We start from the raw sequence: 23,728 nt of genomic DNA, 5'->3' as shown, positions 1-23,728 counted from the left end.
ATTTTATCCTTTTGGGTCAGTCTGACAGGTAAGCGGGCCGATGGTTGCCATCATGGTCTGTGATTCCGGCAGTGAGAACGCCACACGGCAAAGTCGTCCATCTTCTTGTTTAAAGCGTAAGCGAGTTGATGTCCCCAGATTGGCGAAGTAGGCCAGGCCGTCATAGCCGCTGATCGTAGTGTTGCCGCTGGCTTCGTCTGTTATCCAGGTGCCGATGGTGAGAGGATTACCATCTGTATTGCGTAGCATAATGTTGGCTGAGCGCACGACGTGAACGGGGAACGTCACGACGGTGCCGCTGCCTTCTTTTACCGACACGCGTGATTCCACCTGTGGGGTAGTGACGTTGGCCGGCAGTTGTAACGTGTCAATTTCCACTTTCGCGGGGTAATTGGATACGACCCACGGTACGAGTAAATGGCCGCGTTTATTGGTTTTCCCCACCAACTGGTTTTCATATTTCACCGGGACGTCGGGGTATCCCTCGGTATCGACGACAATAAAGGCGTCGTTGATGCGGTTACTGGGAAAAAGCCCTCCGTTCATGTAGATCAGCGAACCGCTCAGTTCCCCCCACTGTGTGGTATTTCCTTCATTGCCATACGCCCCGCCAGCCAGCATGGCATAAGGGCCGCGCCAATTTAATGCACCTTGATGATAAGGATTTCTGCCCGCGCCATACGCCGCGTTCCAGCCAAAGCCACCTTCTGTCGGCGCGGTACGGTTCACCCCTATGCGCGGTGAATAATCGCCATTACTGTCGCGCTGAACCCCAGCATTGACGCTGCTGTTGTTACCAAAAGGCATCACGAACTGAAGTTGAGCGCTGTAGCCGTTTTCCCCTAACGCTTTGTTAACGGCGAGATAGATGGAGCTGCCTTGCCAGACCTGGCGGCTGAAAGAGAGATTCAGCAGGCGGGTGCGGGTTGAATCGTAGGCACGGATATCGAAATAACCCATGCCGAACGAGCCATTGCCTTTACCGAAAATTTGGCTGCTGAGCGTTGCCTGATTGCTTTCCCGGCTGAGACGACCTTCTGTGAGCACAGCCGTTAAATCACGGTATTCTTCACTGCGTTTGGCATGTTGAGTGCTCAGGCCAAATGCGGAGGTGTAATAGGAGTAGCCTGCGGTGTATTGGTGTCCAGTCGAGTCCTTCTCGCTCTGACTGTAGGACGAACTCAATGTTCCCCAGCGGCCAAGGGTAAAGTCGGCCCCTGCGCCGAGCAGATACAGATCCTGTACCGCTTCACCATGCGCTGAAACCGTCAGTTTATTGGCCAACCCATATCGATAGATGCCGCTGATGGCAGGATCGTTAGTATAGGCATTATTCTGTACCCCATAGTTCTGACGCAAAACTCCAACCGACAGATCGAAATCGCTTAACCCCTCTCTCAGTAATACGTTGGAGACGTAAAAAGGGATCGTGGTAGAGACTTGCCTCCCCTGAGCGTCCGTCGTAATCACGGTCGCTTCCCCTGCACCGTTCAGGTAAGGCGTATTGGTTAGGGTGAAAGGACCTGCATTCAGGCTAGTGCTGTTGGCTTTATAGCCGTTGATAAACAGATCAAGCGTGCTGGGTACGGCGGCAGTGCCGGTATATTGCAGCATCGGATAGGTTACGATATCCGGGCGAAGGCCGAAATTACGGGCGACACGTAGGCCGCCCATACGTACTGAATTGCTCCACGTTAAGGCGTTGCTAATCAGGTCGCCAACCTGGTAGGTGATCATGCGTTCGCTATCGTTATAGCGCCAATAGGTATCAAAACGCCGATAACCACCTTGCTGCGTGTTATTACTGCCCGAAATAAAATTGTAGATCCCCGAATTGGATAAGGTTCCATAGGGGCTAAAAAAGCGCTGTTCCATCCAACTGCTGAGTGAATCCGAATTGCTGCGGGGGAGGTGTAATACAGATTATAGTTGAATAGCAAACCGGGGCTGCTGCGAGCGGGGAGGTGCGCCATGTCCTGCCCGCCACCTTCAACGGATTGTTCGGGCAGCCAGAGCGTGGGCACGGTGAGCTGTAGCTGCTGTATGGCCTGATCGTAATCAGCGGTGACCTCAGGCAGCGTGCTGACACTGACGAGCCCCGTGCTTTGCTGCGGCAAACGGACGTGATTCTGCCGCAGCACCTCGGCATCCACATAATAATTTCCAGCACGATACGTGACGGGCACCACGGTGTTATCGCTCTGTCCGTTAACGGAAAGCGTTAAATAATAAACGGATTCGCTGAGTGAGGGCATGGCACGAGGGGGAGCGGGAAGATCGGTGTACTCTTCCGCGAGAGCCATCGCAGAATAAAACAGCGCAAACGGGGCATACATGAGTAAGGGGAAGAGACCCGTACTGATCCTCATATCTGGCCTCACCCTGGCTGCACGGGCAATAAACACAGCTCTGTCGTTAACCGTTCCATCATTCGCGTTTGATCAAGATGGGATCGTGGGTGTCGATCAGGTGGGTAAAGAGTTGCATCGCCGCACTCGGTGTGGATACCCCTGCTGGCAACGGCCAACGCATCTCTTGCCCCGGTAGCACATAGCCTAAAAAGCCGTCGGTTAACGTTGTTCGACTCCCTTTCCCGTTCTGGTCGGTGGACCAATAGACGTTGCTCAGGCGGGCATGTACTACGCCTCGGTTGCGGACATAAAGATAGTTTTTCCCTTCTGCTGCACGGACTCGCCAACTGAGCACTGGCCGTGTAGGCTCAGTGCCGGCACGCCGTTTATCTGGGCGAGTATGTGTCCAGATCCCTTCCCCATCAAGAAACAGGGGCAGTAGATAGCGCATCTGGAATTGCAGCCCCATCTGCGGTGCGTCTTGTTGGTAGGAGGGAGAGATTTCATCAATGATGATACGGTAAGCCTGCTCGGTGTTGGCGGGGGCTGGGTTGACACGAATCAGGCGCACCATATTGCGCTTACCCGGCTCCAGCGTCATGAACGGCGGGGTAGCAATTACGCTACGTTGTTCTGCATAACGATCCTGAAAGTCAATTTGCTTCCAGGACACGATGCGAATTTGTAAACCGACGGGCGCATTGCCTTTGTTTTCCAGCCACAGCGCCGAACTGTTCTCATCTGATTCAATGACCTGATAAATCGGCCAAACGAGGATAGAACTGGCGGCGAAGCAAGATAAGCTGATACTGCTTAACAAAAAAGCCATTACCCGAATAAAAAACGTCATTTTCCTTTTCATCCTGTATCTACCCTGTTTTATTTTTAATAAGTCAGGCTGACGGTTACGTTATCGGTATAAACCCCCGCGGGAGGCAGAGGTGTGCCGCCAAAGTAGCGGGCATAAACCGTGTAGGTCTGGGTTGTGGCGGGAAAAGAGACAATGCTAAGAGCCAGACCTCCCGTCCCCCATACCTGTGTGCGTGCAGCATCGCGATAAAGCTGATACGCCAGCAGGCGCGTTCCTGCCGCATTTATCAGATAACGCTGCGTACTGCTGCCGCCATTAGTGCCGTAGTCCAGTTCAATAATGGCGTTAGTGCCCGGTGTACAGGTGGCGATAATCGATCCGCCCCCGTCCGTACTAGCAATATCCACGTTGGTCGCTGTAGAACTGCGTGTCCCAAAATTAAGTGGGCCCATATTGGGCTGGCTATTTGCTGTACTGGTGCCGAATACACAGCCCTTTTGTATGGTTGCGTTGACGTCAAAGGTGCTGCTAACCGTGAGCGCCCTTGTCACCGTAGGGACAAGAGGGCCAAACAGCAGAAGTAATGAAATCAATGCCAGAGGAAAACGCATTGCGATACCGATGGTTACTTAGCCTGAATGGCGAGACGGAACATGTCGGAAGCCGACTGCGGGGCGTAAGCAGTAAACGCGGCAGCGTGTATAAAATGTAGTGACATAGCCGTTCCTTTCTTTGTGGGGCAATACCCCTAAAAAGGCCGACATGTAAGCATGTCAGCCTATAAAAATTACCATTCGATAGTGGCAGTGATGGTGTCGGTATACGATCCAGCGGCAGGGGACATAACAGTTTGGTCTGCTGGAGCGATGCGTGCATAAATCGGAATCAGCAGTGGGTTGCCTGTTGCTGGAATAGCAATACCCGTGGCGTCTATGAGTGGAATTTCTGTCGAGCGTGTTGAGTCACTGTATAAACGGTAAGGCACATTATAGGTTCCCGTACCCGGAGTGAGCCTGCGTAGCGAGTTGAGTGGGTTTCCGCCTTGACCTATCTTCAATGCTGCTGATAGGCCGACAGGGCAACTGATGGTAATCCCGCTGCTCCCGCTGTTGGTAACCTGGCTGTCAATATTGGTCATCAGGTTTGAATGGGAGCCAAAGTCGATGGTTCCCCATGTGGTGCCGGCACCTCCGCCGCTGTTGACCGCACAGGCGGCAGTAATGGTCAGCGATACGGGGATCTCGCCAGTAATCGTCACGCTGCTGGCGATGGGAGAGAGGCCGAATGTGGTGAATAGTGTAGCCAGAATAGGTAATGTTATACGTCTAGAATTCATAACGATTCCTTTATAGGTATCTCACTTATTTTCATCGAAAGTATCTTCACGAAAGTGTATTTTTTTCGTGAAAACTGCTCGTTACGAGTGACTATGACAAAGGAAATCATAACGAGTCGTTTTAATCAGTCCGGATATTTATATGGCATGGGGTAACCTATCGGAAAAATGCAGAGGATTATTCTCTTTTCTGATTGGTCGAGCCACTGACACAACAAATCCGCACTGCTGAAATATAGCTTGCTAAAATTTCAGTGTTTTTCGCATGGTGAAAATAAATCTATAAAGGAAAAATGTGCTGCTAATTCTCTCTTCCATGATGATGGGGAATTCCGAACATATAAGAATAATAAAAAATTTCTTCGATTTTTATCCTGAGTTGCACGAACGTCCATAAAATAGAAGAGTAATTTATTTTTATTATATGACGTGATATTCCGTATGATTTCTTTGTTTATATAAAGTGAATATAAAAAAACGCTATTTAAGATAAAGATAGAAGTAGAGTGGTTATTTAACAATATCTCAAAATTGATATGTGTTAAAAAAGTGAAAATGATTGATGTTGGTTTTATAGTTGGATTTTTATGCTGATTAATTAATATTATGTGGTTTTTTAGGCCAAACAATGACCTTGTTGTAAGTTATTTTAATACCCATTTTAAGGTCGTGGTTATCTGTGCTGTAGAGAATATCTTCTGCCGTGTGTCTTTAAACCTTTTATTTATCATGTGATTACTTCAGGAGAATGGGTGTCGGATGTATCCGTACCCGAAACCTGGCTCCGGGTGAGTTTATCAACATGAAAAACTCAGGTAACCTACAGTAATAAGACTGTTTATACCCTACATACACTTATGTTGCAGGAACGTCAGCGCTCATACAACGTAAAGCATGAAGGATATATCATATATTTCATTAACATAGCGGTGTAATATGCAAGTGTTGATAATGCGTCATGGTGATGCGGTACTTGATGCAGCAAGTGATGCTGTTCGGCCATTGAGTGCCGGTGGTCGTGATGAGTCTCGCCAGATGGCGTGTTGGTTGAACGAGCAAAATATCGATATTGAGCGTGTTCTGGTGAGCCCTTATTTACGCGCCCAGCAAACGCTCGACGTGGTGAAAAAAGCACTGCCTTTACCAGAAGAAGCGGACTGCCTCAATGAACTGACGCCCGGCGGTGATGCGCAACTTGTCAGCTATTATCTGCAAACGCTGGCGAGAGAAGGTGTTGGTGCGGTTCTGGTCGTTTCGCATCTGCCGCTGGTGGGTTATCTGGTTGCCGAATTATGCCGGAATGAAACGGCTCCAATGTTCGCCACGTCTGCCATTGCCTGCGTGAAGGTAGAAGGGGAATCCGGTAACGGTGTTTTGCACTGGCAGGTTAGTCCGGCACAATTGACCGCGAAACCCTGAGTGCTAACTTCGATCCCCTAAATTCATAGGCTATACCCATAAATACTATGAGGTGTGTCACGCACTTACACGCCTTTTCATTCAAGAGTATGACCGGAATTATTCAAGCGAAGGGGCTTCCAGCGCAACCAGTACCAGCAGTGCTGCATTCCCTCCGAATTCTTTCGGTGCCTGATGAAAAGCCAGCACGTCAGGGTGCTGCGCCAGCCAAAGCGGCGTTTGTTGCTTAAGGATATGTTTGCCGTGCCCGTGCATCACGCAGGCGCAGTAAACGTGCTCCCGGCGACAGGCTGCCAGCAGCGCGCCCAATTCCTGCTTTGCCTGAAGCTGCGTCAGACCGTGCAGATCCAGAAACAGTTCCGGTGAATAATCTCCCCGCCGGAGTTTCTTCAATTCATAATGGCTGGTGCCTGGCCGGACATAGCGCGTCGGGCCTTCTGCATCCAACTGTGGCTGAAATTCATCCGAAAAATAAAAACTGGCATCAACCTGTTCCTGCAATGCCCGTTTTGCCGGCAGTTCGCCTGTTTTCCTGCGCAGCGGTTTATGGGTATAGGTATCCTGACGCAACTTTTTTGTGCCAGTGATTGACGTGCGAAAAAGCTGCAATTCGTCGTCATTCAGCGAATATTTATTACTCATCTTTCATTCATCTTGCGTCAACATTCGAGCAGTTTACCTTGTCTCTCCGCTGTCGCTAAATAAAAGTCTGTATCGGGGCGCGTTCAGTCGGTTATATCTGCTGATTTGTCGTGGGCTTCGTGGCAAACTAAGCGCCAATTTCCTATTCAGAACTGTCTGCGGAGGACACCCTTGGACAAAATTTTCGTCGATGAGGCCGTCAGTGAACTTCATACTATTCAGGATATGTTGCGCTGGGCTGTCAGCCGGTTTAACGCAGCTAACGTCTATTACGGTCACGGGACGGATAATCCCTGGGATGAAGCCATACAGTTGGTACTGCCTAGCCTGTATTTGCCGCTCGATATTCCTGAAGATATGTACACGTCGCGTCTGATCACCAGCGAACGGCAGCGCATTGTTGAACGCGTGATCCGTCGCGTCAATGAACGTATCCCGGTCGCCTATTTGACCAATAAAGCCTGGTTTTGCGGCCTGGAATTCTACGTTGACGAACGCGTGCTGGTGCCGCGCTCTCCTATCGGTGAACTGATCAATAACTATTTTGGCGAGCAACTGCCGAAAGCGCCAAACCATATTTTGGATCTGTGTACCGGCAGCGGCTGTATTGCGATTGCCTGTGCTCAGGCGTTCCCAGAAGCGGAAGTCGATGCCGTCGATATCTCCAGCGATGCACTGGCGGTGACCGAGCAAAATATTCAGCAGCACGGTCTGGAATATCGCGTGACGCCGATTCGCTCCGACCTGTTCCGCGATTTACCGGCGATTCGCTATGACCTGATCGTGACCAATCCGCCGTATGTCGATGAAGAAGATATGTTCGATCTGCCGCAGGAATTCCGTTTTGAGCCTGAACTGGGGCTGGCGGCGGGCAATGACGGTCTGGATCTGGTTCGTCGTATTCTGGCCTGTGCGCCAGACTATCTTAGCGATGATGGCGTGCTGATTTGCGAAGTGGGTAACAGCATGGTGCACCTGATCGATCAATATCCAGAGATTCCGTTCACCTGGCTGGAGTTTGATAACGGCGGTGACGGCGTGTTTATGCTAACTCAGTCACAGTTGGTTGATTGCAAAGATCATTTTAGCGCTTACCGTGATTAAACGGTCATAACGATATTCATCCACCTTACCGTTTGACGGTCAGGTGGAAACAGAACACATGTGAAGGAGTTGTGATGGCAGGCAACAGTATTGGGCAATTTTTTCGCGTCACTACATTTGGTGAATCCCACGGTATTGCTCTGGGATGTATTGTTGATGGTGTACCGCCGGGTATCCCGCTGACGGAAGCGGATCTGCAGCATGATTTGGATCGCCGTCGTCCGGGGACATCCCGCTATACGACGCAGCGCCGTGAACCGGATCAGGTCAAGATTCTGTCCGGTGTGTTTGAGGGCGTGACGACTGGCACCAGCATTGGCCTGTTGATTGAAAACACCGATCAGCGTTCTCAGGATTACGGCGCAATTAAAGACGTCTTTCGCCCCGGTCATGCCGATTACACCTATGAGCAAAAATATGGCCAGCGTGATTACCGTGGCGGTGGCCGCTCTTCCGCGCGTGAAACCGCGATGCGCGTTGCCGCGGGTGCGATTGCGAAGAAATATCTGCAACAGCAGCATGGTGTGAAGGTCCGTGGCTATCTGTCACAGATTGGCGATGTCACCTGCGAGCTGAAAGATTGGGAACAGGTTGAGCAAAACCCGTTCTTTTGCCCCGATATCGACAAGCTGGACGCATTGGATGAACTAATGCGCGCGCTGAAAAAAGAGGGTGATTCCATTGGTGCGAAGGTGAGCGTCGTAGCGGAATCAGTGCCTGTCGGGTTAGGCGAACCGGTCTTTGACCGTCTGGATGCTGACCTGGCTCACGCGCTGATGAGCATCAATGCCGTGAAGGGCGTTGAAATTGGCGATGGCTTTGCGGTTGTCACCAAGCGTGGCAGCGAAAACCGTGACGAAATCACGCCGGAAGGTTTCCAGAGCAATCATGCTGGCGGCATTTTGGGTGGGATCAGCAGCGGGCAGAACATCATTGCGCATCTGGCGTTGAAACCGACCTCCAGCATTATGGTGCCGGGGAAAACGATTAACCGTCAGGGGGAAGCGACAGAAATGGTGACGCGCGGACGTCACGACCCGTGTGTCGGGATTCGTGCGGTGCCGATTGCCGAAGCCATGATGGCGATTGTGTTAATGGATCACCTGTTGCGCCAACGCGCGCAGTGTGGGGATGTGAACAGTCAAGTTCCTCGCTGGTAAAAAATAATGAAACAAGGGTTAATCGGGGTTCTGGCGCTGAGTGCATCGTTGTTGTCGAACGCCACGTGGGCGAAAACGCCCTGGCAGGAGATTGCGCATCCGGTTGCGGGTACGGCACAGTCAATCGGTAGCTTTTCCAATGGCTGTATCATCGGTGCCCAACCGTTACCGTTGCAGTCTTTGGATTATCAGGTGATGCGTACCGACCAGCGACGCTATTTTGGTCACCCTGATCTTCTGGCGTTCATTCAGCGCCTGAGCACCGAGGTTAAGCGCACGACATCGGGTAATGTGCTGGTGGGGGATATGGGAATGCCTGTCGGTGGGCGTTTCAGCAGCGGCCACGCCAGTCACCAATCCGGGTTGGATGTGGACATTTGGCTGCAATTGCCCAGACAGCGCTGGAGTGAACAACAGTTGCTGAAACCACAGCCTATCGATTTGGTTAACGCCAGCGGGCTGAGTGTTAATCCGCGCGTTTGGCGGCCGGAAGTCACCACGTTGATCAAGACCGCAGCACTGGATAGTGACGTGACGCGTATTTTTGTTAATCCGGCGATTAAAAAACAACTGTGTGCCGAAGCAGGCCACGATCGTGATTGGTTACGTAAAGTCCGTCCTTGGTTTGCGCATCGTGCGCATATGCATGTTCGCTTGCGCTGCCCGGCAGATAGCCTGGAGTGTCAGGAACAGAGCGATCCCCCTATCGGAGACGGATGTGGTGCTGAGTTAACCAGTTGGTTCCAGCCGAAGCAGCCGAGTAGCGAAGCCCCAGAGAAAACGACGCCGCCACCGTTGCCGCCTTCTTGTCAGGCATTGCTCGACAGACATTTTGCCGCGAGATAACGAATAACGATGGATTGGTTAGTTCTTGGGCCAGACATGCTGGTCGTGCTGTTTTTTGTCGGGGCGTTGGCAGGGTTTATTGATTCGATTGCTGGAGGTGGTGGGTTATTGACGATCCCTGCCTTGCTGGCGGCGGGTTTATCCCCGGCGCAGGTGCTGGCAACGAATAAACTTCAGGCTGTCGGCGGCTCCTTTTCTGCCAGCCTGTATTTCATTCGTCGTCGTGCGGTGAATCTGGGCGAGCAGAAACTGGCTATTGCGCTGACGTTTGTCGGTTCGACCTTTGGTGCCTGGTTGATTCAGCAAATCCACGCCGATTTTCTACGCCAACTGTTGCCGTTTCTCATCATTGGTATCGGCCTCTACTTTTTACTCACGCCCAAAATCGGCGATGAAGATCGGCAGCGTCGTCTGTCGCCACTTCCGTTTGCGATTGTGGCAGGCGGCTGCGTCGGCTTTTATGACGGTTTCTTCGGTCCCGGTGCCGGATCATTTTACGCGCTGGCCTTTGTCACGCTGTATGGTTTCAACCTGGCAAAAGCGACGGCGAATGCCAAAATCCTGAACTTTACCTCTAACTTCGGTGGGCTGTTGTTTTTTATGCTCAGCGGAAAAGTCGTCTGGGTAGTCGGGGGAGTGATGCTGGTCGGGCAGATCCTCGGTGCGCGACTTGGTGCCAGAATGGTGATGACGAAAGGGCAAAAGCTGATTCGTCCTATGCTGGTGTTGGTTTCTGCCATCATGAGCGGCAAGCTGATTTATGACAGCCATGGACACACAATTGCTGTCTGGCTGGAGCAGCTTTTATGATAACAATTTTATGATAACAACAGATAACATGACAACGACGCACCATTATCAGCAACTAATTGATATATTTAATGATTGCTTTGGCGACGAATACAATACCCGTCTGGTAAAAGGCGACGATGAGCCTATTTATCTGCCCGCAGATGATGAGATTCCGTATCATCGGATTGTGTTTGCTCACGGTTTTTATGCCAGCGCGCTGCACGAGATTTCGCATTGGTGCATTGCCGGCGCACAGCGGCGTTTGCAGGTCGATTTCGGCTACTGGTATTGCCCGGATGGCCGCGATGCCACGACGCAAAGCCAGTTTGAAGTGGTGGAAATCAAACCCCAGGCCTTCGACTGGCTGTTCTGCGTCGCGGCAGGCTTTCCGTTTAACGTCAGTTGCGACAACCTGAACGGCGATTGCGAGCCAGACCGTATTGATTTCCAACGGCGTGTGCATGCACAAGTGATGCAGTATCTGGACGACGGGATTCCCGCGCGTCCAGCGAGCTTTATTCGTGCGTTACAATCGTTTTACAATACGCCACCGCTGACGGCGGCGAGCTTCCCGTATCCAGCCGATCTGTGATGAGCGGGAACTGCAAAAAATTTGAGGATAAGAAATGATCGCAGAATTTGAAACGCGCATTCTGGCGCTGATTGATGACATGGTAGAGCATGCCAGCGACGATGAACTCTTTGCCGGTGGCTATTTACGTGGTCATCTGACGGTGTCAGTCGCAGAAGCGGAAGAAAACGGCGAACACACGCTTGAAGCCCTGCATGTGCGCGTTAGCGGCAGCATTAATAACGCGATCAAAAACGGTGAACTGTCACCGCCGGATCAGGTACTGGTTAACGGCATGTGGGAACGTTTGTTCCAGCAGGCGCAAAACAGTACGCACTGATTTTCATGTGTGATCTGTCAGTGCTGGCTTAGTCGAGCCAGCACATCTTCCTCATTAATCCCGCGTCACGGGTTTGCCTTTCAGCAGTTTCCTTATCCAGAAGCGATTCGGGTTTAGCGCGGCTAGCGTATCGCGATCCAGCGGTAGAGGCTCGCCATACATCTGCGAAGCCAAAATTTCCGCCGCAAGTGGGGCAGAACAGAGCCCGCGTGAGCCTAACGCACCGAGAATAAACAGATCTTGCCAATAAGGTGCGCTCGGTACGGCGTCGGCACGGTGCTGGGGATGCAACCGATCTTCATACTCTGTCAGCGTTTGTTCATAGTTCGGCACCGCGCCTAAGAGCGGCAGATGATCGCGCAGTGCGCAGCGGACGCCTTGACGAGCCAGCCCATCGCTGACATCGACCGTCTTGGCCCAGTCTGCGTGAGGCAAACAATTCAGTAGCCGTTGACGGTTCTCCTGCTGCTCTTCTTCCCGATAATCACAATGCGCTTCGCCCCGTAGATAGCTCGCTCCGATGCAGTGCGTTTGATGCTGCGGACTAACTGGCGTCAGGTAGCCGTCGTAGCACAACACCTGTTTTAACTGCCCCAGAACAGGGTTAGTTGGAACGTGGCTGACCTGTCCGCGCACGGCGTAGCCGGGTAAATCGCGGGTTTGTGGCCAGTCGGTAATCTGGTGACCATTCGCCAGCACCACAACCGCGTGATTTACCTGTTGGCCCGTGCTTAAGGTGAGCGCCCAGCCGTTATCCGTTTTCTCCAGAGCGGAAACGGCAGTATTCATCTGTACCGACAGGCTGTTCTGCTGTGCCAGCTTCAGCGCAGCGGCTGTCAGTTCTGCCGGACACAGCCAGCCGCCGTCGGGATAGGTGATGCCATTTACGCCGGGATTCAGGCCGCTCTGTTTCTCCAGTTGCTGGGCATCCACGCTAACGACCAGTTCTTCTGGCCATTCCCCTCGCAGAATCTGCGCGATCTTACGTGCGCTCTTTTCATCCCAGGCAAGTTGGCTGACGCCGCACCACTGGTGTTCAAATTCCAGTCCCTGCTGCGCCAGCGCCGTGTAGTTGCGGTGGGCAAAGTCAAAGGCGAGCGAGAAAAAGCGGGATACCGCATCGTGTCGGTTATTCAGCAGAGGATACAGCGCGCCCTGACGATTGCCGGATGCACCAGTGGCTGGCTGTGCCTCCGCGCAGTAGAGCGTGACGTTTGCGCCGCGCCGTTGCAGAGCCAGTGCAGCAAGTAAGCTGGCGATACCGCCGCCAATAATTGCAATATCGTCAGTTGTGCTGGCCGCGGGACGTGCATACCACGGTGTCGGCGAGGTGATGGGAAGCGCGTCGGGAAGGATACCGCTCAACATCTCGCGCTTCTGTCCGAATCCTTTGACTTTACTGACGTGAAACCCCGCCTGTTGCAGACCGCGACGCACAAAGCCTGCAGCGGTAAAGGTGGCGAATGTCCCTTCTTTACGACACAGGCGTGCCATCGCCTGAAATAGGTTATCCGTCCACATATCGGGGTTTTTAGAGGGCGCAAAACCGTCCAGAAACCAGGCGTCGACCTGATGGTTTTGGGTGTCATCCAGCTCAGGTAGTAAGACGTTGACGTCACCGAACCACAAATCGAGTGTAATGCTGCCTTGCGCCAGAATGAGACGGTGACAGCCTGGTAGCGCCAATGGCCACTGCTGGCGCAGTTCATCTGCGAATTCTGCTAGCTCCGGCCACTGTGCGTGTGCGGCAGCCAGATCGTGCTGGCGCAGGGGGAATTTCTCGAAGCTGATGAAATGCAGATGCCGCAGTGTTGCCTGTGGTTGCTGTTGACGAAAGTGGGCAAAGGCTTGCCACAGCGTGAGAAAATTCAGGCCGGTGCCAAAGCCAGTCTCCGCTATCACGCAGTTTGTACGCGGGTGTGTAGTGAAGCGCTCAGGAAATTGATTGCCCTGTAAAAACACATAACGGGTTTCTGCTAACCCATCCTGATTCGAAAAATAGACGTCATCAAACTGTTGCGATACAGGTGTACCCTGAGTGTTCCAACTTAACGACGCATGTTGGATGGGAAGGTTCGCCACGGCAAAAGCTCATTATTCAAGTGATGGCGAGATTTTAACGGGCTGAAGATCGTGGTGCAAATTTAGCAATAATTTCGCGATAGTTCGGCTGATCGGACTTGTTCAGCTTACAACTGTACGCTAAAGTGCGAAGCGAAATCCCAAACTCTATAAGTGGAAGAAGAGGTATTAAATGAAACGTGCAGTGATTACTGGCCTGGGGATCGTATCAAGCATTGGTAATAACCAGCAGGAAGTTCTGGCATCTTTGCGGGAAGGCCGCTCGGGCATTACTTTTTCTCAAGAGCTGAAAGATTCCGGCATGCGTAGTCACGTCTGGGGGAATGTCAAACTGGACACCACTGGCCTCATTGACCGCAAAGTTGTGCGTTTTATGAGTGATGCGTCGATTTATGCCTACTTATCTATGGAGCAGGCGATTCAAGATTCTGGGCTGTCTGATGAGGTTTATCAGAATAACCCACGCGTTGGCCTGATTGCTGGTTCAGGTGGTTCTGCACGCTATCAGGTGTTTGGTGCTGACGCGATGCGTAGCCCGCGTGGCCTGAAAGCGGTTGGCCCTTATGTAGTGACTAAATCAATGGGTTCTGCGGTTTCTGCCTGTCTGGCAACGCCGTTCAAAATTCACGGTGTGAACTACTCCATCAGCTCTGCCTGTGCCACTTCTGCACACTGCATCGGTAATGCGGTTGAGCAAATCCAGATGGGCAAACAGGATATCGTTTTTGCTGGTGGCGGCGAAGAGCTGTGCTGGGAACTGGCCTGTGAATTTGATGCTATGGGCGCGTTGTCTACCAAATACAATGAGACGCCAGAAAAAGCTTCTCGTACCTATGATGCCGATCGCGATGGTTTCGTGATCGCAGGCGGCGGCGGTATGGTTGTGGTAGAGGAATTGGAACACGCGCTAGCGCGTGGTGCGCATATCTACGCGGAAGTCGTCGGCTACGGTGCGACGTCTGACGGTGCGGATATGGTTGCTCCGTCGGGTGAAGGCGCAGTGCGTTGCATGAAGATGGCGATGCAGGACATTGACACGCCGATCGACTACATCAACACGCACGGTACTTCTACGCCAGTGGGCGATGTGAAAGAACTGTGGGCGATCCGCGAAGTCTTCGGTGACAAGGTTCCGCCGATTTCTGCGACGAAAGCGATGACGGGTCACTCTCTGGGTGCTGCTGGCGTTCAGGAAGCCATTTATACCCTGTTAATGTTGGAACATGGCTTTATTGCGCCAAGTATCAACGTGGATACATTGGATGAACGTGCGGAAGGTATGAATATCATTACCGAAACCACCGACCGTGAACTGAAGACCGTGATGTCTAACGGCTTCGGATTCGGTGGCACTAACGCCGCGCTGGTGATGAGAAAACTCGATAAATAATCGGTTTCTCACACGCGTATTATTATGAAAAGTAATAAAAACCCCGCAGGCGTAAGCCACGGGGTTTTGTTTTTTGGATGGTGTTCAACTGGCGTGAGGTGCTGTTATGGAAGAGGTACTGTCCATTTTTTGATTGTGGCAGTCACATCCTGCATTGCGTCTTTTGCCGCCTGGCTGATGCCACCAAGCTGGAAAAAACCGTGGATAACCCCCAAATAGCGCCGACATTGTGCATTGACACCCTGCTCGGTTAGCGTGCGAAACAATGCTTCTCCTTCGTCTCGCAGCGGATCATATTCCGCTGTAATGATCAGCGTTGACGGTAGACCTGATAATGGGCTGTGCATTGCCGGGCTGGCTTCGCAATGATTGGGGGGCAAGGAATCAAAATAGGCTTCATATCCACTCACCAATGTTTCTCGTGTAATGACATAATCTTTGCCATTTGTACGGTAGCTATCGCTGCTGGCTGTGGCATCCAACATGGGGTAGATCAGGATTTGTCCGCAGGGTTTGAATGTACCGCGATCGCGTAACCGTATGGCGGTCACTAACGCTAGGTGGCCTCCAGCACTGTCACCCATCAAGATGATATTGTCGGGATCGATACCCAGCATGTTGGCCCGTTCATGGATCATTTCAGCAGCCTGGTAGGCATCATCATGCGCAGCCGGGTAGCGATGTTCTGGGGCTAAACGGTACTGTACGGCAATGACTTTACAGCCGCTGTGAAAGGCGATATGTCGTAATTGGCAATCGTGTGTGGCGAACCCACCGCTGACGAAACATCCACCATGATAGTAAATTACAGCAGAAGCGTGTGGCGGTGCGGTCGGTGGCGTGTAAAGCCGCAGTGTGAGTGATTGCCAATTTATCTCTTCACAATGGATGCCAGGAGGTGCCTCTCCTGCCAGCACGGTACTGGCGATATATCCTTCACGGCGTTCTGCCAACGTTTGATTTTTTACTGAAGGGCGACCATTACGGATAAACGTATTGACGAGTTCAGCGATGTTTGGCTCAAGAGTCATCCTGTCTCCTTTGATGGAAGAAAGCTGAGTTGCGTGATTAAGGTGTACTATCGTGGTGTGGTTAGGTTTAACACGTATTGCGTGGACTAATTTTGCGCTACAGCAGTACCCAGAGCAGAAACGCAGCCACGCAGGTGCTGACAATCACCAGAAACATCGGCTTATGGAACAGGGATTGCCAACTGAGCGGTAGCGATGCAATCAACGGGTTAAACAGCGGATGTAGCAACTGTGAGGTCGTCGTCCAGTCAGTTTCCTGTGAGCGCTGAATTCGTTGCGTAAACAGGAGCGTCAGTAGATCGCTGACCTGCATCGGCGTCAACGGGGTTTGCAAGCCAATATTAAAACGATTCTGTGTGTAATCTATCAATAATTGTTGTTCCTGCGCGGTCATAGGCTGTGGTAACAGCGCCTGTAACGGAGCGAGGTTCGGGGAAAGCAGTGCGCTTTGTGTTGGCAGTGGCTGTGATGATGATAGCGTGGTTGTTGATGCCGAATTGGCATTTGTCGCGTTAGCCGTACTGGTTGTGTTGGCTGTCGGCGGTTCCTGCGGCGCGCCAGTCGTTCCCGTATTGGTCGGCGTTCCCTGTGGCGTCAACGTGGTGCGAAGCAGCGTCTGTGTCTGTTGCAGCTCAACTTGTGCTTGCAGGAACTGCGTGAGTAGCGGCAGATGCTTGAACGGGATGGCGTCGCCAGGGGTAAGATTCTGCATCGTCATCAGGTTACTCAGCACTCTCGCAGGCTGTTCTCCCGTCATGGTTGCTAACCGGGTGACTAGCTGATTCAAGCTGCGCTGTTCAACTGGCGAGAGCGGACGCTCAGGCGAATTAGGTGCCTGAGCCGCTTGCGGCGCTGAGGCCGGTGCTGTTGACTGCGGAATCTGCCCATTTTGTAGCAGTGTCACAACCTGCTGTAGCTGTGTTTTACTCAGTGCGCTTAGCGTGGTGCTGCCGAACTGTTGACGGATAAAATCACTGACTGCCTGGCGATTATTACCCTGATGCAGCATATCTGTCAGGCGCTGGAGCAACGGCTGACGACCGCTGCTATCTTGCGCCTGCGTTAGACGCGTCTGAAGTATCTGCTCGGCCGGCTGGTAGTGACGGGACTGTAGTTCATTATTTTCTGCCAGCCCTAATCCCTGTTTTACCGTCGTCCAGACTTCCGCTGCTTTTGACGTTGTCAGCGCGGCAACTTTAATTACCAGATTTTCCAGCGTCGTGCGCTGTGCCAGCGTCAGTGGCCGATCGCCGCTGGTAGAACCTGCGGCATTAGAGGATGTAGATGAGGTTGACGATGTCGTTGTCGGCGTAACCGCACGTTCGCCGGGCAGCGGGGCACCTGGGCCACTTACAGGTTGCATATCGGTTATCCTCACTGCCGTCATGATTGAAATGAATCATAGCAATCTCCCGTGACGGCCGATAGTCATGCATCGCCTAAAACGCACTAATCACTTGAAGTACGCCCTAACGGGATGCGCAAACGCTGGGCGAGGATAACGCCAAGTAGCGTAATGCCCCCACCGACCAGATGATAATGGTGCAACGGTTCGTGCAAAAAACCGATTGCAATCACCGCCGCAAAGATTGGCGTCAGGTTCATAAAGATGGCGGCCTTGCTGGCTCCCAGACGCATCACCCCTTGAATCCACAGAAAAGGTGCAATAATGGAAGCCATGATACCGGCGAAAATGACCAGCGGCAGATTTTGGGCATTTAGCTCGACATTGTCGGTTAGCAAGAAATTGGGAATCAGCACCACCACGCCAAAGGCAATTTGCACATAGAGCGATACCCAGTTGGGCAGGGGGATGCTCCAGCGTTTGGTTAATACGCCATAGAGTGCATACGACAACGCAGCACAAAACATCATAAATTCACCGGGGCCGATGCCTTGCGCCAGAATCTGTTCGGGGTGTCCTTCGCCAATCAGCCAGACGATTCCTGCCAGCGACAGCAGGCTCCCGAGCAGTACGCCCAGCGTGGGTGCGACGCGTAGCAGAGGAATACTGAGCAGGACGGTGAGTAGCGGCACGAGCGACCCCATGATCCCCATCATCACGGCACTGATCGTGTGTGCGGCGTAGTAGGCCAGACTTTGATACAACACCATGCCGAGCAGACCCAATACCAGCAGTTTCCCTGCGTGCTGGCGAATAGTTGCTGCATGGTGGCGCAGGGCTGGCAGCATAAACGGTGTCATGACAAGAAATGCCAGTAGCCAGCGGTAAAATGAAATGGCAGCGGGATCGATGACGCTCGCGGAGAGTTTGTTGACAATGACGTTAACTGACCAGATCAGGACGGCAATGGTGGGAAATAGGGCGTTCAACGTTGAGCTTCTCGTAGGAGACCAGACGGAAAAGGTATCGGTTGCCAGTCTGGTTGATAAAAATGGGCAAGTGCCACAATGGCAAACAACATAGCAGAGCCACGTGACGACGATCAACCCAGTCTATCCTTCAAGAGGCATGGCTTTGCTACCATAAATTGCCGTCTATCGCGGGAACGATGATGCTACGAGAGCGACGTGAACCGATAGAGGAAAGGGATTGCATCGTAATTGCCTTGGGTTTCTGCACCATTCGGTGGCAAAATATCTCCCCGCTTTTTTGCTGGCTACAGGTTACCGGAGAAGAGAATGAAGATTCTGGTTGATGAGAATATGCCGTATGCCCGCGAGCTTTTCAGCCGTTTGGGTGACGTTCAGGCTGTACCAGGACGCCCTTTGCCGCGCGATCTGCTGGCAGGCGCTGATGCGTTGATGGTGCGATCGGTCACGAAGGTGAACGCGGATCTGCTGTCTGGCACTGCGGTAAAATTTGTCGGCAGCGCGACGGCAGGCACCGACCATGTTGATGAGTCCTGGCTTAACGCTAACGGCATCGCGTTTTCTGCTGCCCCCGGTTGTAATGCCATTGCGGTAGTAGAGTACGTGTTTTCTTCTTTGCTGATGTTGGCCGAGCGTGATGGTTTTCAACTGCGGGATAAAACTGTCGGTATTGTCGGCGTGGGGAATGTTGGCCGGCGTCTGGACGCTCGCCTGAAAGCCTGGGGTGTGAAAACGCTGTTGTGCGATCCGCCGCGTGCTGACCGCGGGGATGCGGGTGATTTCCTACCGCTGGAAACGTTGGTACGTGATGCTGATATTCTGACGTTGCATACGCCGCTGTATCTCGACGGGCCATACCGGACCCATCACTTGGTTGATGCCAATGTGCTGAATGCGTTTGCGGACGGACGTATTCTGATTAACGCTTGCCGTGGTCCGGTGGTGGATAATGTGGCATTGCTTGAGGCGCTGCAACAGGGCAAAAAACTTAGCGTGATCCTTGATGTGTGGGAACCCGAACCCGCGTTATCGACCGAACTGTTGGCGCGAGTGGATATTGGCACGGCGCACATCGCCGGTTATACGTTGGAAGGAAAGGCACGTGGCACCACACAGGTTTTTGAAGCCTGGAGCGAGTTTATCGGAACCCCGCAGCAGGTCGCGCTTTCATCGCTTTTACCTGTGCCGGACTTTGCCGAAGTGACATTAACTGCGCCGGTAGATGAGGCGTTGCTAAAACGTCTGGTGCATCTGGTGTATGATGTGCGCCGAGACGATGCGCTGTTACGTCATGTTGCGCATCAGGAAGGCGAGTTTGACCGCCTACGTAAACATTATCAGGAACGACGCGAATGGTCGTCACTTCATGTCATCTGCGCCGATGCTGAGAGCGCAGATTGTCTGAACGCGCTGGGATTCACCGCATCGGTGCGGGGCAGACACTAGCGGCGCTTCTCTTGCGACGGTGTTGCACGAGTATGATCCTTTTTTATTCAGGAACTGACAAACGGTGTCGCTATCGTCTGTCGGTTTCCTTCATGATTTGTGTTTCATTCAAAATTTGGGAGAGAACCAAATGTCTAACGGCTGGAATATCGCTCTGCTGGGCGCAACGGGCGCAGTAGGCACGGCGTTACTGGAATTATTGCAGGAACGCGAATTCCCAGTGGGTGAACTGTATCCGCTGGCCAGCGAACGTAGCGCGGGTGAAACCATACGCTTTAACGGGCAATCCTGTCTGGTCACCGATGTGGCGGATTTTGACTGGTCGCAGGCGCAGTTGGCGTTTTTTGTTGCAGGCCAAGATGCGAGCGCTCGCTATGCAGAAGCCGCGGGGGATGCGGGCTGTTTGGTCATCGACAGCAGCGGCTTGTTTGCACTTGAACCGGATGTGCCGCTGGTGGTGCCTGGCGTGAATACACATACGTTGGCCGATTATCGTAACCGCAATATTGTTGCGGTGGCGGACAGCCTGACCAGCCAACTGCTGACGGCGATTAAACCGTTGACCGATGCTGCTGGGCTTTCGCGTCTGCATGTCGTCAATATGCTGTCAGTTTCTGCACACGGTAAAGCGGCGATAGACGATCTGGCTGGGCAAAGTGCCCGCTTGCTGAATGGTATTCCGCCCGAAGAAGGGCTGTTCCCGAAACAGCTGGCGTTCAATCTGTTGCCCTTACTGCCGGATGACGTGGGCAGTGTGCGTGAAGAACGCAGCCTGGTCGATCAGGTGCGTAAAGTCTTGCAGGATGAAGGTCTACCCGTTTCAGTGACCTGCGTTCAATCCCCCGTGTTCTATGGCCACGCTCAGATTGTTCATCTTGAATCGCTGCGTCCGCTGTCTGCGGAAGAGGCGCGTGACGAACTGCTCAATGCCGGAAATATTGAGGTCAGCGACGAGCAGGATTACCCGACGCAGGTGGGTGATGCTTCTGGCAATGGGCAACTGAGCGTCGGCTGTCTGCGTAATGATTATGGTATTCCTGAGCTGCTGCAATTCTGGTCTGTCGCCGATAACGCTCGCTTTGGCGGTGCGCTGATGGCGGTGGCAACGGCAGAATGTCTGGTGCAGGAGTATCTCGGGTAATGTCGGAAACCACTCAGGCGGTGGCTATTCAAGCCACCGCCGTTGCGGAAAACGAACGCGCTACGCTAAAAATTGCGCTAGGCATTGAGTATGACGGTAGCCAGTATTATGGCTGGCAGCGCCAGAATGATGTCGCTAGCGTACAGGCCTGTCTTGAAAAGGCGCTGAGCAAAGTCGCGGATGCACCGACAGAAGTGTTTTGCGCCGGACGGACCGATGCCGGGGTTCATGGTACTGGGCAGGTTGTGCATTTCACCACGCAGGCGATCAGAAAAGATGCCGCCTGGACGATGGGCGTGAATGCGAATTTACCGCCAGATATCGCGGTGCGCTGGGTGAAAACGGTGGATGAAGATTTCCATGCGCGCTTTAGTGCGACGGCTCGCCGCTACCGTTATGTTATCTATAATCACCGCTATCGCCCTGCGGTGCTCTCGCACGGTATGACGCACTTTTATCACCCGCTAGATGTGGAACGGATGGAACGCGCCGGACAGTGTCTACTGGGGGAAAATGATTTCACCTCTTTTCGCGCGGTGCAGTGCCAGTCGCGCACGCCGTGGCGCTATGTAAATCATTTAAAGGTTACACGTCACGGCGACTATATCGTGGTAGACATTAAGGCCAATGCATTCGTTCATCACATGGTACGCAATATCGTCGGTAGCCTGATGGACGTTGGATGTGGCAATCGTCCCGAGTCGTGGATTGCGGAGCTGCTGGCAGCCAAAGATCGCACGTTGGCAGGTGCAACGGCTCGAGCAGAAGGACTGTATTTGGTGGCTGTAGATTACCCCGCGCGTTTTGCTTTGCCACAGCCTACTATGGGGCCGCTCTTTTTAGCGGATTGATGTTTTTGCTGTAACGAGTGCGTCTTTTGCGCATTGCATGCTGCCGGATGGCGATAAATCAAAAGGCTGTGTGCAATGCGTGATCAGGACGATACGAGTTAGCGTGCTATACGCAAGGCAACACGGATGGTGCGGCTGCCTTGCGTATATCGACCGCGTGCGTTTGGTATACATTCTGGGAGAAGATGCTGTGATGGAGTTCATACAGTTTATTATTGATTTTATTCTGCACATTGACGTTCACCTGGCGGAACTGGTGGCGCAATATGGTGTCTGGGTTTATGCCATTTTGTTCCTGATTCTGTTCTGTGAGACAGGGCTGGTAGTGACGCCGTTTTTACCGGGAGACTCGCTGCTGTTTGTCGCTGGGGCGCTGGCAGCGCTGCCGTCGAACGATCTGAATGTGCATACGATGGTATTTCTGATGATTGCTGCCGCGATTACCGGTGATGCAGTGAACTACACGATTGGACGACTGTTCGGAGAGAAGCTATTTAGCAACCCGAACTCAAAGATTTTTCGCCGCAGCTATCTGGATAAAACGCATGCGTTTTACGCACGTCACGGTGGCAAGACGATAATTCTGGCACGCTTTGTCCCGATTGTGAGAACATTTGCGCCGTTTGTCGCTGGGATGGGGCATATGAGCTATCGGCATTTTGCCGCCTATAATGTTATTGGTGCATTGCTGTGGGTGCTGTCGTTCACCTATGCGGGCTACCAGTTTGGCGATTTGCCGGTCGTGCAGGAAAATCTGAAATTACTGATTGTTGCGATTATTTTTCTCTCTATCCTGCCGGGTATTATTGAAATCGCCCGTCACCGTAGAGCGGCCTCGCGCGGCAATGTGAAATAAGTGAAGTATTTTAACATCCGGTTTGACCAGTTTTTTATCCACAGTCCCGGAGCGTTATGGTTTAATGGGCAGCATTTATGGTCTGTTCTCGGGAACACCCTTGGTGCCGATGCCTTTGTACCGCGATTGTCGTGCGTCTCAGGCATTTTTTCATTGGCAATGTTGTCAGGGAATAACATGAACAGCGGACTGGCGTTTGCCAGGTTCAAGCAGAAAGGTTATCAATGAGCTGGATTGAACGAATTCTTAACAAAAGCAATATCACACCGACCCGTAAAGCGAACATCCCTGAAGGGGTCTGGACAAAATGTGATAGCTGCGGTCAGGTTCTTTATCGTGCTGAGTTGGAACGCAATCTGGGGGTCTGCCCGAAGTGCGATCACCATATGCGTCTTTCCGCGCGTGCCCGTCTACAGGCTTTTCTGGATAAAGAAAACACTGTCGAGCTGGGAAGTGAACTGGAGCCGAAGGATGTCCTGAAATTCCGGGATTCCAAAAAATATAAAGATCGTCTGGTTTCTGCGCAGAAACAGTCCGATGAGAAAGATGCGCTGGTTGTCATGAAAGGCACGCTTTACGGCATGCCGGTTGTGGTCGCGTCGTTTGAGTTCGCTTTCATGGGCGGTTCAATGGCGTCTGTCGTCGGGGCGCGATTTGTGCGTGCCGTTGAGCAGTCACTGGAAGACGGTTGCCCGCTGGTGTGCTTCTCCGCCAGTGGCGGGGCGCGTATGCAGGAAGCGCTGATGTCGTTGATGCAAATGGCGAAAACCAGTGCTGCCCTAGCGAAAATGCGCGAGCGCGGCTTGCCTTATATCTCTGTGCTGACCGATCCAACCATGGGTGGCGTTTCTGCGAGTCTGGCAATGCTGGGCGATCTGAACATTGCCGAACCGAAAGCGCTGATCGGTTTTGCTGGTCCACGCGTGATCGAACAAACCGTGCGTGAAAAACTGCCGCCGGGCTTCCAGCGTAGTGAATTCCTGATTGAGAAAGGGGCGATTGATATGATCGTTCGCCGTCCGGAAATGCGCTACAAGCTGGCCACCATCCTTGCCAAACTGACGAATCATCCAGAACCGGGCAACGATGACGTGGAAATCCGCAGCGATGCGCCGTCTGAATCATCACAGGATGACGCATAATTGACATGATGGGCTGGGCGTGTGGCATTCGACTAAGTTGTTCTCGACCAAGTAGTGATGCGCACGCTCTGCCCGCAATGAAC

At 52.5% G+C, this 23,728-nt stretch carries 23 protein-coding genes; 13 read left to right on the top strand and 10 right to left on the bottom strand.

The features are described from left to right. Positions 1-3 precede the first annotated feature (3 nt). From A7983_RS01130 to A7983_RS01115, 5 genes are all read right to left on the bottom strand, one after another. On the bottom strand, positions 4-1,737 hold the full coding sequence (locus A7983_RS01130; protein WP_237028198.1) for a fimbria/pilus outer membrane usher protein: 1,734 nt from the start codon (positions 1,735-1,737) through the stop codon (positions 4-6). Further along, the gene (locus A7983_RS24265; protein ID WP_237028197.1) at positions 1,734-2,369 is read right to left on the bottom strand and encodes a hypothetical protein; all 636 of its coding nucleotides are present in this window, start codon (positions 2,367-2,369) and stop codon (positions 1,734-1,736) included. Before A7983_RS24265 ends, A7983_RS01130 begins: the two co-directional genes overlap by 4 nt. 58 nt (positions 2,370-2,427) lie before the next feature. Next, positions 2,428-3,201 carry a fimbrial biogenesis chaperone gene (locus A7983_RS01125; protein ID WP_005969922.1) on the bottom strand — a complete coding sequence of 258 codons (774 nt, stop codon included), beginning with the start codon at positions 3,199-3,201 and terminating at the stop codon, positions 2,428-2,430. Positions 3,202-3,236: 35 nt separating this feature from the next. Further along, positions 3,237-3,773, bottom strand: a complete 537-nt coding sequence (locus A7983_RS01120; RefSeq protein WP_005969921.1) for a Csu type fimbrial protein — start codon at positions 3,771-3,773, stop codon at positions 3,237-3,239. Between the two features lie 176 nt (positions 3,774-3,949). Continuing rightward, on the bottom strand, positions 3,950-4,498 hold the full coding sequence (locus A7983_RS01115) for a Csu type fimbrial protein (protein WP_005969919.1): 549 nt from the start codon (positions 4,496-4,498) through the stop codon (positions 3,950-3,952). A 936-nt stretch (positions 4,499-5,434) separates the two neighbouring features. On the opposite strand from A7983_RS01115, the gene sixA reads away from it, so the two are divergent. Continuing rightward, positions 5,435-5,917, top strand: a complete 483-nt coding sequence (gene sixA / locus A7983_RS01110) for a phosphohistidine phosphatase SixA (RefSeq protein ID WP_005969918.1) — start codon at positions 5,435-5,437, stop codon at positions 5,915-5,917. Between the two features lie 99 nt (positions 5,918-6,016). Here sixA and smrB read toward each other — a convergent pair whose 3' ends face one another. Further along, entirely contained in the window at positions 6,017-6,559 is a 543-nt protein-coding gene (gene smrB / locus A7983_RS01105; RefSeq protein ID WP_005969916.1) for an endonuclease SmrB, read from the bottom strand. A 171-nt stretch (positions 6,560-6,730) separates the two neighbouring features. On the opposite strand from smrB, the gene prmB reads away from it, so the two are divergent. The 6 genes from prmB to A7983_RS01075 all read left to right on the top strand — a co-directional run bounded on the left by prmB (position 6,731) and on the right by A7983_RS01075 (position 11,372). Continuing rightward, on the top strand, positions 6,731-7,663 hold the full coding sequence (prmB, locus tag A7983_RS01100) for a 50S ribosomal protein L3 N(5)-glutamine methyltransferase (RefSeq protein ID WP_005969915.1): 933 nt from the start codon (positions 6,731-6,733) through the stop codon (positions 7,661-7,663). A 74-nt stretch (positions 7,664-7,737) separates the two neighbouring features. Then, positions 7,738-8,823 (top strand): chorismate synthase, encoded by a 1,086-nt coding sequence (aroC, locus tag A7983_RS01095; protein ID WP_005969914.1) that lies wholly within the window; start codon positions 7,738-7,740, stop codon positions 8,821-8,823. A 6-nt stretch (positions 8,824-8,829) separates the two neighbouring features. Continuing rightward, on the top strand, positions 8,830-9,669 hold the full coding sequence (mepA, locus tag A7983_RS01090; protein WP_005969913.1) for a penicillin-insensitive murein endopeptidase: 840 nt from the start codon (positions 8,830-8,832) through the stop codon (positions 9,667-9,669). Between the two features lie 9 nt (positions 9,670-9,678). Continuing rightward, on the top strand, positions 9,679-10,479 hold the full coding sequence (locus A7983_RS01085) for a sulfite exporter TauE/SafE family protein (RefSeq protein WP_005969911.1): 801 nt from the start codon (positions 9,679-9,681) through the stop codon (positions 10,477-10,479). 28 nt (positions 10,480-10,507) lie between these two features. After that, on the top strand, positions 10,508-11,053 hold the full coding sequence (locus A7983_RS01080; RefSeq protein ID WP_039478207.1) for an elongation factor P hydroxylase: 546 nt from the start codon (positions 10,508-10,510) through the stop codon (positions 11,051-11,053). Positions 11,054-11,087: 34 nt separating this feature from the next. After that, positions 11,088-11,372 carry a YfcL family protein gene (locus A7983_RS01075; protein ID WP_005969907.1) on the top strand — a complete coding sequence of 95 codons (285 nt, stop codon included), beginning with the start codon at positions 11,088-11,090 and terminating at the stop codon, positions 11,370-11,372. Between the two features lie 54 nt (positions 11,373-11,426). On the opposite strand, the gene mnmC is transcribed toward A7983_RS01075, so the two are convergent. Further along, entirely contained in the window at positions 11,427-13,454 is a 2,028-nt protein-coding gene (mnmC, locus tag A7983_RS01070; RefSeq protein WP_005969906.1) for a bifunctional tRNA (5-methylaminomethyl-2-thiouridine)(34)-methyltransferase MnmD/FAD-dependent 5-carboxymethylaminomethyl-2-thiouridine(34) oxidoreductase MnmC, read from the bottom strand. Positions 13,455-13,626: 172 nt separating this feature from the next. Here mnmC and fabB point away from each other — a divergent pair, with 172 nt between their 5' ends. Further along, positions 13,627-14,844 carry a beta-ketoacyl-ACP synthase I gene (gene fabB, locus A7983_RS01065; protein ID WP_005969905.1) on the top strand — a complete coding sequence of 406 codons (1,218 nt, stop codon included), beginning with the start codon at positions 13,627-13,629 and terminating at the stop codon, positions 14,842-14,844. A gap of 104 nt (positions 14,845-14,948) precedes the next feature. Here the strand turns inward: fabB and A7983_RS01060 are convergent, their stop codons facing one another. The 3 genes from A7983_RS01060 to A7983_RS01050 form a co-directional block, all read right to left on the bottom strand. After that, complete coding sequence (locus tag A7983_RS01060) at positions 14,949-15,875, bottom strand: alpha/beta hydrolase (protein WP_005969904.1); 927 nt, start codon at positions 15,873-15,875, stop codon at positions 14,949-14,951. Between the two features lie 97 nt (positions 15,876-15,972). Further along, the gene (gene flk / locus A7983_RS01055; RefSeq protein WP_005969903.1) at positions 15,973-17,238 is read right to left on the bottom strand and encodes a flagella biosynthesis regulator Flk; all 1,266 of its coding nucleotides are present in this window, start codon (positions 17,236-17,238) and stop codon (positions 15,973-15,975) included. A gap of 86 nt (positions 17,239-17,324) precedes the next feature. After that, positions 17,325-18,209 (bottom strand): DMT family transporter, encoded by an 885-nt coding sequence (locus A7983_RS01050; RefSeq protein WP_172645132.1) that lies wholly within the window; start codon positions 18,207-18,209, stop codon positions 17,325-17,327. A 309-nt stretch (positions 18,210-18,518) separates the two neighbouring features. On the opposite strand from A7983_RS01050, the gene pdxB reads away from it, so the two are divergent. The 5 genes from pdxB to accD all read left to right on the top strand — a co-directional run bounded on the left by pdxB (position 18,519) and on the right by accD (position 23,645). Beyond that, positions 18,519-19,655, top strand: coding sequence for a 4-phosphoerythronate dehydrogenase PdxB (gene pdxB, locus A7983_RS01045; RefSeq protein ID WP_005969900.1), 1,137 nt, complete (start codon positions 18,519-18,521; stop codon positions 19,653-19,655). 130 nt (positions 19,656-19,785) lie between these two features. After that, positions 19,786-20,796: an aspartate-semialdehyde dehydrogenase gene (locus tag A7983_RS01040; RefSeq protein WP_005969898.1), complete on the top strand. Its 1,011-nt coding sequence runs from the start codon at positions 19,786-19,788 to the stop codon at positions 20,794-20,796. After that, positions 20,796-21,647 carry a tRNA pseudouridine(38-40) synthase TruA gene (gene truA / locus A7983_RS01035; RefSeq protein ID WP_005969897.1) on the top strand — a complete coding sequence of 284 codons (852 nt, stop codon included), beginning with the start codon at positions 20,796-20,798 and terminating at the stop codon, positions 21,645-21,647. Before A7983_RS01040 ends, truA begins: the two co-directional genes overlap by 1 nt. Before the next feature lie 193 nt (positions 21,648-21,840). Next, the gene (locus A7983_RS01030; protein ID WP_005969896.1) at positions 21,841-22,503 is read left to right on the top strand and encodes a DedA family protein; all 663 of its coding nucleotides are present in this window, start codon (positions 21,841-21,843) and stop codon (positions 22,501-22,503) included. Between the two features lie 224 nt (positions 22,504-22,727). Further along, the gene (gene accD, locus A7983_RS01020; RefSeq protein ID WP_005969895.1) at positions 22,728-23,645 is read left to right on the top strand and encodes an acetyl-CoA carboxylase, carboxyltransferase subunit beta; all 918 of its coding nucleotides are present in this window, start codon (positions 22,728-22,730) and stop codon (positions 23,643-23,645) included. Positions 23,646-23,728 lie beyond the last annotated feature (83 nt).

Origin of the sequence: Pectobacterium wasabiae CFBP 3304, assembly GCF_001742185.1 — a bacterium.
GTDB lineage: Bacteria > Pseudomonadota > Gammaproteobacteria > Enterobacterales > Enterobacteriaceae > Pectobacterium > Pectobacterium wasabiae.
This window is presented reverse-complemented; position numbering and strand designations above follow the sequence as displayed.